The 12,444-nt window shown below is 69.6% G+C and carries 12 protein-coding genes; 5 read left to right on the forward strand and 7 right to left on the reverse strand.

All coding sequences use genetic code 11. From position 1 onward, the window contains the following. Genes LXN57_RS26865 through LXN57_RS26880 form a run of 4 tightly spaced genes read left to right on the forward strand, consistent with a single transcriptional unit; the run spans position 1 to position 4,376 of the window. Positions 1-972, forward strand: a complete 972-nt coding sequence (locus tag LXN57_RS26865; RefSeq protein ID WP_251800996.1) for an ABC transporter permease — start codon at positions 1-3, stop codon at positions 970-972. Positions 973-981: 9 nt separating this feature from the next. Then, positions 982-2,160, forward strand: a complete 1,179-nt coding sequence (locus LXN57_RS26870) for an ABC transporter substrate-binding protein (RefSeq protein WP_251800997.1) — start codon at positions 982-984, stop codon at positions 2,158-2,160. Positions 2,161-2,165: 5 nt separating this feature from the next. Further along, complete coding sequence (locus tag LXN57_RS26875; protein WP_251800998.1) at positions 2,166-3,017, forward strand: sugar phosphate isomerase/epimerase family protein; 852 nt, start codon at positions 2,166-2,168, stop codon at positions 3,015-3,017. 51 nt (positions 3,018-3,068) lie between these two features. Continuing rightward, positions 3,069-4,376 carry an RICIN domain-containing protein gene (locus LXN57_RS26880; protein ID WP_251800999.1) on the forward strand — a complete coding sequence of 436 codons (1,308 nt, stop codon included), beginning with the start codon at positions 3,069-3,071 and terminating at the stop codon, positions 4,374-4,376. Here the strand turns inward: LXN57_RS26880 and LXN57_RS26885 are convergent. After that, entirely contained in the window at positions 4,367-5,029 is a 663-nt protein-coding gene (locus LXN57_RS26885; protein ID WP_251801000.1) for a hypothetical protein, read from the reverse strand. The two genes, LXN57_RS26880 and LXN57_RS26885, sit on opposite strands and share 10 nt — an antisense overlap. A 419-nt stretch (positions 5,030-5,448) precedes the next feature. Here LXN57_RS26885 and LXN57_RS26890 point away from each other — a divergent pair, with 419 nt between their 5' ends. Next, on the forward strand, positions 5,449-6,150 hold the full coding sequence (locus LXN57_RS26890) for a FadR/GntR family transcriptional regulator (protein WP_251801001.1): 702 nt from the start codon (positions 5,449-5,451) through the stop codon (positions 6,148-6,150). A gap of 24 nt (positions 6,151-6,174) precedes the next feature. Here the strand turns inward: LXN57_RS26890 and LXN57_RS26895 are convergent, their stop codons facing one another. The 6 genes from LXN57_RS26895 to LXN57_RS26920 form a co-directional block, all read right to left on the reverse strand. Continuing rightward, the gene (locus LXN57_RS26895; protein WP_251801002.1) at positions 6,175-7,206 is read right to left on the reverse strand and encodes an ABC transporter permease; all 1,032 of its coding nucleotides are present in this window, start codon (positions 7,204-7,206) and stop codon (positions 6,175-6,177) included. Then, a complete protein-coding gene (locus tag LXN57_RS26900; RefSeq protein ID WP_251801003.1) occupies positions 7,199-8,713 on the reverse strand; it encodes a sugar ABC transporter ATP-binding protein in 1,515 nt (504 codons plus the stop codon). Before LXN57_RS26900 ends, LXN57_RS26895 begins: the two co-directional genes overlap by 8 nt. After that, positions 8,710-9,777 (reverse strand): sugar ABC transporter substrate-binding protein, encoded by a 1,068-nt coding sequence (locus LXN57_RS26905; RefSeq protein ID WP_251801004.1) that lies wholly within the window; start codon positions 9,775-9,777, stop codon positions 8,710-8,712. The genes LXN57_RS26900 and LXN57_RS26905 overlap by 4 nt, the downstream gene beginning before the upstream one ends. Before the next feature lie 167 nt (positions 9,778-9,944). Continuing rightward, positions 9,945-11,243 (reverse strand): enolase C-terminal domain-like protein, encoded by a 1,299-nt coding sequence (locus LXN57_RS26910; protein WP_251801005.1) that lies wholly within the window; start codon positions 11,241-11,243, stop codon positions 9,945-9,947. Between the two features lie 161 nt (positions 11,244-11,404). Continuing rightward, positions 11,405-12,085, reverse strand: a complete 681-nt coding sequence (locus LXN57_RS26915; RefSeq protein ID WP_251801006.1) for a permease prefix domain 1-containing protein — start codon at positions 12,083-12,085, stop codon at positions 11,405-11,407. After that, complete coding sequence (locus tag LXN57_RS26920; RefSeq protein WP_251801072.1) at positions 12,067-12,405, reverse strand: PadR family transcriptional regulator; 339 nt, start codon at positions 12,403-12,405, stop codon at positions 12,067-12,069. Before LXN57_RS26920 ends, LXN57_RS26915 begins: the two co-directional genes overlap by 19 nt. Between the last annotated feature and the right edge of the window lie 39 nt (positions 12,406-12,444).

Raw genomic sequence — 12,444 nt, forward strand, 5'->3', positions numbered from 1 at the left:
ATGGTTGACACGCTGCGGGGGCGCCTGCCACGCGTACGCGCCGGTGGCCCGCTGCCGATCCTCGCGATCCTCGGCGTGCTGCTGGTCCTCGTCGCGATCCGGCAGCCCGACTTCCTCGCCCCGGCGTCGCTGATGTCGTTCCTCGGCCGCTCCGCCCCGATCATCCTGCTGGCCGCCGGTCAGTACTTCGTCATCGTCTCCGGCGAGTTCGATCTGTCGGTCGGCTCGCTGGTCACCGCCGAGGTCGTGATCGCCGCCCGACTCATCGACGGCGAGCCGGCCCGCACCTGGCCCGTGGTGGCGCTGGTGCTCGTGTCCGCCGCGTTCGTGGGGTTGGTCAACGGCGTCATCACGACGTGGCTGCGGGTGCCGTCGTTCATCACCACCCTCGGCATGCTGCTGATCCTCGTCGGAGCGGTCTACCTCTGGTCCGACGGCTCCCCGAAGGGCGAGCTCTCGGAACAGTTCCGGCGGTTCGGCCGGCGGGCCGTCGAGGACGTCCCGGTGCTCGGCCGGGTGCCGTACGCGCTGCTCGTGGTGCTTGTGCTTGGCCTGCTCGCCGTGGTGCTGATGCGTTCCGACTTCGGGCGCACCCTGATCGCCGTGGGTGATAACCCGCGCGCCGCCGAACTCAGCGGCGTGCGCTCCGGGCGCGCCCGGACGATCGCGTTCGTCCTGAGTGGCGGCGCGGCCGGAGCGGCGGCGATCCTTCTCGGCGGATACAGCGGAGTGTCGTTCCAGGCCGGCAGCGGCCTGGAGTTCACCGCCATCACCGCGGTGGTCCTGGGGGGCGTCGCCCTGGGCGGCGGACGCGGATCCGTCGCCGGCGCGATGCTCGGCGCGCTGACGCTCGAGCTGTTGTTCGCCCTCATGAACTTCTCCGGTGTCTCCGGCACGGTCCGACCGGCCGTCCAGGGCGCCATCATCCTGCTCGCCGTTGCCGTCACGGCAGCGCGCTCGCCGTCCAGATAGGGGAACATTGTGCGACGTTCCATTCCATCGCTGGCCGTTGTCATCGTGCTGGCCCTCGCCGGCTGCGCCACCGACGAGCCGGCGACCAGCGCCTCCGGCCCGCCCGCCGCGGGAGCGGGCACCGGGGACCAGTCGAAGTTCTTCGTGCGCAGCGACTACGACGCCGAGCTGGCGATGCTCGGGGCCACCGCGACAGGGCCGGCCGGCAAACCGTGGGAGCAGGTGCTCAATCCGAGCATGGTGGAGACCGCCTCCTTCAAGAAGACGGGCCCGCACAAGATCTGCTTCTCCAACGCGGCGCTGAACAATCCGTGGCGCCAGGTCGGGTTCAAGACCATGCAGGCCGAGGTCGAGACCCACCGCGACCAGATCTCCGAGTTCGTGCACGTCGACGCCGAGGGCAAGGACCAGAAGCAGATCGCCGACATCAACGACCTGCTCGGCAAGGGCTGCGACGCGCTCATCGTCTCGCCCAACACCACCGCGACGCTGACCCCGGCGGTCGAGGCGGCGTGCCGCACCGGTGTCCCCGTTGTCGTGTTCGACCGCGGCGTCGAGACGACGTGCCCGGTCACCTACATCAACCCGATCGGCGGATACGGGTTCGGTCACGTCGGGGCGGAGTTCGTCGCCCAGAAGATGAAGCCCGGTGGCAAGGTTCTCGCCCTGCGGATCCTGCCGGGGGTCGACGTGCTCGAAACCCGTTGGTCGGCCGCGAAACTCGTCTTCGACCGCGCGAACGTGGACGTGGTGGGCGTCGAGTTCACCGACGGCGACCCGGCGAAGACCAAGAAGATCGTCGACGACTACCTCCAGCGGCACGGCACGATCGACGGCGTCTGGATGGACGCCGGCGCGGTCGCGGTCGCGGCGGTCGAAGCGTTCCAGGACGCGGGCAAGCCGGTGCCCCCGATCAACGGTGAGGACCAGCTCGACTTCCTGCGCCTGTGGAAAGACCAAGGACTTACGGCCATCGCGCCGACCTACCCGACCTACCAATGGCGTACGCCCATCATCGCCGCACTGCGAATCCTCGAGGGCCGGCCGGTCTCCGACCCGTGGAAGCTGCCGCAGCCCACCATCACCCAGGAGAACCTCGACGACTACCTCGACCCGCAGATGCCCCCGCTGCACTACGCGATGTGCGGCTGCACCGGCCTGCCCGGCTATCCGCAGCGGTGGAAGTAGCCACCGTGCGCGCTGTCGGTGTCAACCCCTGGGTGTGGGCCTCGCCGGTCGACGACGAGGCCCTGGCCGTGCTGATCCCGCGGATCGCCGCGTTCGGCTTCGACACGGTCGAACTGCCGATCGAGCAACCCGGCGACTGGGACCCGGTCCGCACCCGCGACCTGCTGGCGGAGCACGGGCTGACCGCAGCCGGCGTCTGCGCGGTCACGCCGCCCGGCCGGGACCTCGTCGGCACCGCCCCGGCCGTCGTCGAGGCGACCGTCGCCTATCTGAAGGGCTGCGTGGACAGCGCGGCAGCGGTCGGCGCGCCGTGCGTCGGCGGGCCGGTCTACGCGGCGGTGGGCCGGACGTGGCGGATGACCGACGCGGCCCGCACGGCGTGTTACGCGGAGTTCCGCCGGGCGATCACGCCGGTCGCCGACCACGCTGGTGAACGCGGAGTGTCGATAGGCGTGGAACCGCTCAACCGGTACGAGACGAGCGTGGTCAACACCATCGGGCAGACCCTCGAAATGATCAGCGGGCTGCCGTCCACGGTCGGCGTAATGATCGACACCTATCACCTCAACATCGAGGAGGCCGACCCGTACGCCGCTCTGGCCACCGCCGGAACCCACATCAAGCACGTTCAGGTCAGCGGCACCGACCGTGGGGCGCCCGGGGCGGACCACTTCGACTGGCGCCGCTTCCTGACGGTGCTGGACGGAACCGGCTACGACGGCGCGGTGTGCATCGAGTCGTTCACCGCGGAGAACGAGACGATCGCGACCGCCGCGTCGATCTGGCGCCCGCTGGCCCCGTCACAGGACCGCCTCGCCCTCGACGGGCTGAACCATCTGCGAGGGCTTCTGCGGTGAGGGTGCGGGGCCGACACCTATTTCTGTACCTCTATTGAAAGGAACTGCGTGATGTCCAAGCACAGATTGTTCTCGGGATCGGCGGTGGTCGCGCTCCTGCTCGTCCTGGCCACCGGGGCCGCGGCGGAGGGCAGTGCGGCCGGCGGGACAGCGCCGGCTGCCGCCCCCGTGGCGGCCGCGGCGACCCCCGGGTGCGGCAAGGCCCCGGCGCTGGCCAGCGGGACACACACCATCCAAAGCGGTGGCAAGAGTCGCTCGTTCATCCTGAGCGTCCCCGCCAACTACGACAGCAACCGGCAGTACCGGCTGATATTCGGCTTCCACTGGTGGGGTGGCACGGCCGAGGCTGTCGCGTCGGGCGGGAGCGACGGGGACGTCTACGCCCACTACGGACTTCGACGGCTGGCGGACAACAGCGCGATCTTCGTCGCGCCGCAGGGCATCGGTAACGGCTGGGCCAACTCCGGCGGTGAGGACGTCACCTTCGTCGACGACATGATCAGCCGGCTCGACAACGCCCTGTGCATCGACACGGCACAGCGCTTCTCGCTGGGCTTCAGCTACGGCGGCGCCATGAGCTACGCGCTGGCGTGCGCCCGGCCGACCGTCTTCCGTGCGGTGGCGGCCATCGCCGCTCCCGGGCCGATCAGCGGATGCAGCGGCGGCGCCCAGCCGTTCGCCTACATGGGGATTCACGGTGTCGGTGACAACCCCGCCGCCGGGCGGGCGCTGCGGGACCGGTTCGTCCGGAACAACGGCTGCACCACGCAGAATCCGCCCGAGCCGGCCGCGGGCAGCCGGACCCACATCACCACGACGTACTCCGGGTGCCGGGAGGGCTACCCGGTGGTCTGGGCCGCCTTCGACGGCGGGCACCAGCAAGGCCCCGTGGACGGTTGCGCCGGCTGCGAGAGCGGTGCCCGGAGCTGGGTCAAGGAGGAGGTGTGGCGGTTCTTCACCGGCGGGACGAGCCCGAACCCCACCACCTTCCGGCTGCGCGGCGAGTCGTCCGGCCGCTGCCTCGACGTCAACGGCGCCAGCTCCGTCAGCGGGGCTCAGATGATCATCTGGGACTGTCACACCAACGCCAACCAGCAGTTCACCCGCGATGGCCAGACCCTGCGGGTGATGGGCAAGTGCCTGGAGATCCCCGCGAACGCCGGTGCGGGCACCCGGGCGCAGATCGGGGACTGTGGCGGCGGCGCGAACCAGCAGTGGAACGTCAACAGCAACGGCACGATCAGCAACGTCCAGACGGGGATGTGTCTCGACGTCAACGCTGCCGGCACCGCCAACGGCACCGCCGTGGTCGTGTGGAGTTGTCACACCGGCGCGAACCAGCGTTGGAGTCAGGCCTGAAGCAGACGTGAGCGAGACGAAGGCCCGCTTCGCCGCGCGGGTGTCCAGGTCCAGAGAGCGAACCCGGCGCCCATGGCGAGCATGGTCAGCACCCCTCGGGGTGAGAAGATGTGGCTGTCGATGAAGGACCAGCCGGCGGCAAGCAGTACCACGGTGCCGGGCAGCACCCGGATGCCACGCTGGCCGCCGGCCAGCGACACCGCGGCGGCCAGCGTGGCGGCGAGGAAGGCGTACACGCCGACGGTCCCGAGCCTGCCGCCGGTCTCATACAGCGCGAGCACCAGTCGTCGCAGCTCGGCCGGGTCTCCGTGTTGCCCGGCAACGGTGCCCGCGCCGATCCCCGCCACCGCATCCAGGCCGGTATAGGCGATGGCGTACACCGCGGCGCACACCCAGGCGACCATCCGGGCCACCCTGGGTGTTCTGGCGCATGGGGGTTCCCGCAACAGCACCACGAAGCCCAACGCCAGCAGTGGAAAGACCGGCAGCAGGACGATGTGCAGCCACACCCAGCGATGGGCCGTCGCGGCGGACAGCCCGCTCGGATGAATGAGGCCGGCGAGGGCCAGGAGCACCGGCCCCAGCATCACCAACACCAGGGTCGGCGCCAGCCCGAGGCGGGACGGGCGAGGGTCGCAGTTCGAGTCGGTCATGGCGGTCACCGGATCCTGAGGAGGGGACGAGCGATCGTCCCCCCAGGCTTCCGCGTGCCGCCGCGGCGAGCCTGAAGGGACCATCGACACCTCTTACTGGGCAGAGGTACGCGTTACTAGGCAGAGGTACGCGTTACTGGGCAGAGGTACGCGGCACGCACGGCCAAGGATGAAGGCGCAATAGGTCCGTAAGAAGTTCCCGGCCGTCCGGCGTAAACCGGCTACCGAGCCTCCGGCGGATGCCGGGTGGTTGCCTGCCGGCAGTCGGCTGTCTGGCGACCAGGGCTTGTTTCGGCCTCGTGGCCGCGGCTTCTGTGGCTCCTCCCGAACCCTGTCCCTGCCATTCCGGCACCGCTCATCATGATGAGCGCGGCGGGCAAAGATAAGATGACTGCCTCAATGGCTTGCAGGGGGGCCCGGTGGCGCTGACCGACGAGGCGATCACGAAGATCCGCGGGATGATCCAGTCGGGGGAGTTGCCGCCGGGCGCCCGCCTGCCCACCGAGCAGCAGCTCTCGCAGGAGATGGGCCTGTCCCGCAGCGGGGTTCGCGAAGCCGTCAAGGTGCTCGAGGCGGCGCGCGTGCTCGTCGTGCGCCGCGGTGACGGCACGTATGTGACGAGCCTGGCGCCGCGGCTGCTGCTGGAGGGTCTGGGTGTCGCGGTCGAGCTGCTTCGCGACGACACCCTGCTCGAGGTGATGGAGGTGCGCCGGATGCTGGAGCCGGTGGCCACCGGTGTCGCCGCGTTGCGGATCACCGACGCCGACGTGGACCGGCTGGGCGAGATCCTCGAGGACATGCGCGGTGCGGCGGACGACGCCGAGCGGCTCATCCGGTACGACGCCGAGTTCCACCGGACCGTCATCGCGGTTACCGGCAACGAGACGCTGACCTCGCTTCTCGACGGCCTGTCGGGGCAGACGCTGCGGGCCCGGGTGTGGCGCGGGTTGATCGAGGGTGGCTCCTCCGGCGTCACGCTCAACGAGCACGAGGCGATCTACCGGGCCCTGAGCGACCGTGACCCGCTCCTGGCCCAGGCGAGCGCGCTGATCCACGTGAATACGTCCGAGTCGTGGTTGCGTACCGTGCTGGCCGCGGCACCGCGGCAGCCGGCACCGTGATTCATCAGATGAGTTTGACGCCGGTCAGGTCTGTGCCTTGCCGCCGGTGACCCGGGAGACGACCAGCGCGACGAGGATGACCGCACCGTTGAGGAAGTTCGTCCACTGCGCCGGCACGCCGGCCAGCGTCAGCACGTTGATGATCAGGAAGAGCAGCAGGACGCCGGTGAACGCTCCGAAGACGGTGCCCTTGCCGCCGTTGAGGCTGACGCCCCCGATGACGGCCGCGGCGAACACCTGGAAGATCGCCCCGTCGCCCTGCGCCGCCGTGACCGACGCGAGCCGCCCGCTGATGAGCAGCCCCGCGAGCGCAGCCAGCGTGCCGGCGACGACCAGGGTCAGCCACACGACCCGGTCGGTGCGGACGCCTGCCGCCCGTGCGGCGTCGGCGTTGCCGCCGATCGCGTACAGCGACCGGCCGGCCCGGGTGTAGCCCAGGACCACGACCGCCACGGCGAACAGGATCAAGCTGATCCAGATCGACGCGGGCACGGCGAGCCACGAGGCGGAGCCGAGGTAGGTCATGGACTCCGGCAGGGCGAAGAACGTCTTGCCGCCGGAGATGCCGGTCAGCAGGCCGCGCAGGACGATCAGCATGCCGAGCGTGACGATGAAGCCGTTGAGCCCGAACCGGACGATCAGCAAGCCGTTGAACGCGCCGATGAGCGCGCCGGTCAGGAGCACCAGCGGGATGGCCAGGGCGCCCGGCACGGCGTGCAGGCCGAGGCCGTGCGTGACGGCCGGGTCGACGATGAGCCAGGCCGCGATGCCCGGCGCCAGTCCGAAGGTCGACTCCAGCGACAGATCCATCTTTCCGGTGATGAGCACGAGGGTCTCGGCGAGCACGACGATGGCGATCTCGGACATGCTCTGCAGCACGTTGATGATGTTGTCGGTGCGCAGGAACACCGGGCTGACGATGTATCCGACGATGGCGACCGTGACGATGGCCGGCACCAGAGCGAGGTCACGGAGCCGGGCCAGCGCGGGGATCCGGCGGGTAGCCGGAGGCGGCGGAGCCTCGGCGGCGGTGGTGCTCGACAGCGTGTCAGACATGGTCGAGATCGACCCCTTCCATCGCGGCTACCAGGTCGTTGTCACGCCAGCCGGCCTGCATCTCGCGCACGATCCGGCCCTGCACCATCACCAGGACGCGGTCGCAGATGCGCAGGTCGTCGAGCTCGTCCGAGACGATCAGCACGACGCTGCCGCGACCGCGCACCTGATCGACCACGCCGAGCAGGGTCTGCTTGGATCGCACGTCCACGCCGGCGGTCGGGGTGACGAGGACCAGCAGCTTGGGATCGCCGGCCAGGGCGCGGCCCATGACCACCTTCTGCTGGTTGCCTCCGGAGAGGTCGGAGACGGGCACGTGCGGCCCGGAGGCTTTGATCGCAAGGTCGGTGATGAACCCGTGGGCGATGGCATCGCGCCGAGCCGGCGAGATGAGACCGTGCCGGCCGATCCGCCCGGGAACGGTCATGGTGACGTTCTCGGCGATGGACAGCAGGGGTACCAGGCCTTGCCGGTGCCGGTCCTGCGGGACGAGGCCCACGCCGGCCGCGAGGGCGTCCGGCACGCTGCCGCGCCGCAGCGTACGGCCGTCGACGGTGACCTTGCCCCCGGCTGGTTTCGCGAGTCCGACCAGAGCCTCAGCCACCTCGAACTTGCCGCTGCTGCCGCCGCCGGCGAGCCCGACCACCTCGCCGGTGCGTGCCTCGAACGACGCGCCGGCGCCGGAGGCGGTCACCAGATCACGGACGACGACCCGGACTGCGGCGTCGGCGGGCGGTGGCGGGCGGTACGTGTCTCCGGCGAGGCTCACGTCCTCACCGGTCATCGCGGCCACCAGGGCCGCGCGATCGAGCTCGGCGACCGGGGCGGTCACGATGTGCCGGGCGTCGCGGAAGACGGTCACCACGTCGCAGATCTCATAGATCTCCTGCAGGTGGTGACTGATGAACAGGAACGTGACGCCCTGGGCGCGCAGGGCGCGGATGCGGTCGAAGAGCCGGCTGATGCCGGTGCCGTCGAGCTGGGCGGTTGGTTCGTCGAGGATGATGAAGCGGGCCCCGAACGACAGCGCACGGGCGATCTCCACGAACTGCCGTTGCTCGACGGTGAGCGCCGACGCCGGCTGGTCGACGTCCACGTCGACCGACCAGGCCGCCAGCAGTTCGCGCGCGGAACGGCGCAGCGCCCGCCACCGGATGAGGCCGCCGGCGCCGCGATCGTGCCGGTTGAGAAAGAGGTTCTCGGCGACGGTGAGGGCTCCGATGATCGTCGACTTCTGGTAGACGCAGGCCACCTGCCGGCGCCAGGCGTCCCGGTCACCGGGCGGCGGGGCGGCCCGCCCGCCGAAGCTGACCCGGCCCGTGTCCGGCGCCTGGAGCCCGGTCAGGATGTCGACCAGCGTCGACTTTCCGGCGCCGTTGCGGCCGACCAGGGCATGGGTCTCGCCGGCCCGCACAGTGATGCCGGCCCGGTCGAGCGCGACGGTGGACCCGAAGCGCTTACCGATGTCCACCGCCTCGACGACCGGCGCCATTTCTTCGTACGTCATGAGTTGTTGCCCCACAGCGACGTGTCGTCGTACTTCGCCGTCTTCTCACCGCCGATCGTCGCGCCGTCCGCCGTGACCAGTGGAGCGGAGAGCTGATCCTCGAGCAGGCCCTCGCGCACCTTGATGATCGTGCTGTCGTGGTCGGTCGGTCCGGGTTGGAACGCCTTGCCGTCGATGGCGGCTTTGATGTAGTGGAGGCCGTATTTCGCGTACAGGTCGGCGGGCTGGCTGACCGTCGCGTCGATGAGTCCGTCCTTGATGTTCTTGAGCTCCTCGGGAATCCCGTCGTTGGAGACGATGAAGACGTGCTTCGGGTCGCTCGGTGGCACCTGCAGGCCCTTCTGCTTGAGCACCTGCAGCGTCCCGGAGAGGGCGAACGACGACTGCATGTAGACACCCTTGACGTCGGGGTCGGAAGCCAGGCGTGTCTGCAGTTTGGACGCCGCGACGTCGCCCTTCCAGTCGGTCACCTCGCCGAAGACGCGGATGCCGGGGAAGTCGTTCTTCATGCAGTCGTTGAACGCCTCGGTGCGGTCGCGGCCGTTGATCGACGCGAGGTCGCCCTGGAGCATGACGACCTTGCCCTTCCCGCCGAGCTTGGCCCCCAGGAACTGGCATGCCTTGGTGCCGTAGGCGCGGTTGTCGGCCCGCACGACCATGTAGACCGAGCCGGTGTCGGGCCGGGTGTCGATCGTGACGACCGGGACCTTCTTGGTGGCGAGCTGCTCGAGGGTGGGTGCGATGGCGGCGGTGTCCTGCGGGGCCATCACGACGCCCTTGACGTCCTGGCTGACGAACGTCTGCACGTTCGAGATCAGCGCGGCGACGTCGTTCTGCGAATTCGTCGTCTTGAGCTCGACGCCGACCGCCTGAGCCGACGGGGGAACGTACTTGATGTAGGAGTTCCAGAAGTCGGTGTCGGACCTCGGATAGTCCACGCCGACCAGTGGGGCCGCGGCGCCGGCGTCCGTGGCCGCCGGCGAGTCGCGATTGCACGCGGCGATGGACGACGTGGCGCCGAGCATCATGACGACCGCCAGACTGACCTGAATCCTGCGGTTCACCGGTGTCCTTCCATGCTGGGGAGAAGGGGAGCGATGGTGGGGGTGTGACGGACGACACTGTAGACATCTGACGTTATGCCTCGAAGTTGTGCCGGTCAACGGATCATCCCGCCCAAAGATCCGCTGTCGTCGTCGAAGCATCTGATGAATCCCGCTGATGGTTCGAACTAGGCGGCGGTCCACTCGGGACCGTCGGGGTACCGGTAAGCGGTGAGCGTCGCCGGGCGCATCTCGGCGCTCATCCCGGCCGCCCGGGGTGCGACGTAGCGGCCGTTCTCGATGTGTACCGGATCGGTGAAATGCTCGTGCAGATGGTCGACGTATTCGATGGCGCGGTCCTGGGTCGTGCCGCTGACCGCGACGAAGTCGAACATGGCCAGATGCTGCACGAGCTCGCACAGCCCGACCCCGCCCGCGTGCGGGCAGACCGGTACGCCGAACTTCGCCGCGAGCAGCAGGATCGCGAGGTTCTCGTTGACCCCGCCGACGCGGCAGGCGTCGATCTGCACGACATCGACGGCGCCGGCCTGCAACAGCTGCTTGAACATGACGGCGTTGTGCGCGTGCTCGCCGGTGGCCACCTTCACCGGCGCCAGCGCCGCACGGATCGCGGCGTGCCCGAGGATGTCGTCCGGTGACGTCGGTTCCTCGATCCAGTACGGGTCGAACGGCGCGAGCTCCCGCATCCACCCGATGGCGTCGGGCACGCCCCAGATCTGATTGGCGTCGACCGCGAGGCGTACCTCCGGGCCGACCGCCCGCCGGGCGATGGCCAGCCGCCGTACGTCGTCCGCGAGATTCGCGCCCACCTTCAGCTTGATCAGCCGGTAGCCGTCTTCGACCGCCTCCGCGCACAGCCGGGCGAGCTTCTCGTCGTCGTAGCCGAGCCAGCCCGGCGTGGTGGTGTACGCCGGATAGCCCTCGTCGAGCAGGACCTTCTCTCGCTCAGCTCTGCCTCCGGTCGCGTTCCGCAGCAGGTCCAGCGCCTCGTCCGGGGTGAGCGCGTCGCGCAGGTACCGCCAGTCGATCTGGGCCACGAGCTGCTCCGGGGACAGTGCCGCGAGCAGCCTCCACAGGGGCTGGCCCGCTCGCCGGGCGGCGAGATCCCAGACCGCGTTGACCAAGCCGCCCGCGGCCATGTGCACGACCCCCTTGGCCGGGCCGAGCCAGCGGATCTGACTGTCGCCGATGAGCCGCTGAGACAACACCCCGGGGTCGGCGACGAGTTCGTCCACCGGCTGCCCGATGATCATCTTGGCGAGCGAGCGGATGGCGGCGACCTCGATCTCCGTGCCGCGGCCGACGGTGAAGACGAACCCGTGGCCTTCGGCGCCCGCGGTGGTGCGGAGCACGATGTACGCGGCGGAGTAGTCCGGGAAGGGGTTCATCGCGTCGGATCCGTCGCGATGCCTGGACGTCGGGAACCGGATGTCGAAGGTGTCGATGGACAGGATGCGCTCGGTCACTGAGCCTCCGCTCGGTGGGGGCTCCTCCGCTTCAGAAGCCACATACATCAGATGTATTTATACGTCTCCGGTCTCCTTGCGTCCATGGGAGCGACTTGGTGAGCTTCCTGGAGAAATTAATCAGATGTATCGGCCTGGCGATGCAGGACTGAGATGTGTTGTCACGCGGCACTGCGGCGTCGGCTCATCCTCGTCGCCCGGTACAGGACCGCTGTGCTGCAGACGATGCGGCTCACGCTGGTGGCGACGGCCATGATGGCGAGTAAAGCTGATGCCGTCGCCGAAGCCGCGAGGAGTCCGATCATGGTGAGGTCGGCGGCGACGCTTACGCCGGCGACGGCGATCGTGGCGGCCGCGGCCCCCTGCGGTGATGTCTCCGGCAGCCAGCGCATCAGGCGTCCGGTGGTGGCGAGGGCGCCGCCGGCGACGGCGATCGCGATGGCGATCAGCGGAAGAGCGGGGATCGCGGCGATCATGGCGATCGGGCCGGTCTGCCACGGATCCGGGCGCAGCAGCAGAAGCCACCAGATTCCGACGAGCGGTCCGGTGGCGATGTAGGTGGCGACGACGCGCCTTGCGTAGGTGGTGGTCAGCTCGCCCGCGAAGGCGTCGGCGACCTCTTGCGGGCTGCCGAACTGGGCGACTGCCGCCGCCTGCGCCCGCTCGGCCGTCATTCCGGCGGCGAGGTGCACTTCGGTGGCCACGTCCAGTCCGTCGCGCAGCTCGATGAGGATCTGGCTGCGGTGCCGGCGCGGCCCGGGCAGCTTTGTGCCCAAGTCGTCGAGGTAGGCGGCGACGAGTGTGCGCGACCCGGTGGTCGGGTTCAGGCCGTGGCCGGCCATGGTCGCCTCGCGAGGACGGCGGTGACGGCGGTGGCGAACTGGTCCCAGACGGCGCGCTGTTCGACCAGCACGCCTTCGCCGGTGGGCGTGAGGTGATAGCCGCGGCGACGGCGTCCGCCGACGGTTTCCCAGTTGCTCGCGATGAGCCCGGCGCGCTCGAGCCGGTGCAGCGCCGGATACACGGTGCCGGTGGGCAGGTCGAGTGCTCCGCCGCTGTCGGCGCGCAACGCCTCGATGACCGCGTACCCGTGTCGTGGGCCCTGCTCGAGCACTGCCAGCAGCAATGCGTCGAGGTGTCCTTTGAGTAACTCCGGCCGCATCGGCAGCATGCGGGTCACCTCCGCGAATCCCTGGGTTCC

The organism is Paractinoplanes hotanensis (assembly GCF_023717965.1).
Taxonomy (GTDB): domain Bacteria; phylum Actinomycetota; class Actinomycetes; order Mycobacteriales; family Micromonosporaceae; genus Actinoplanes; species Actinoplanes polyasparticus.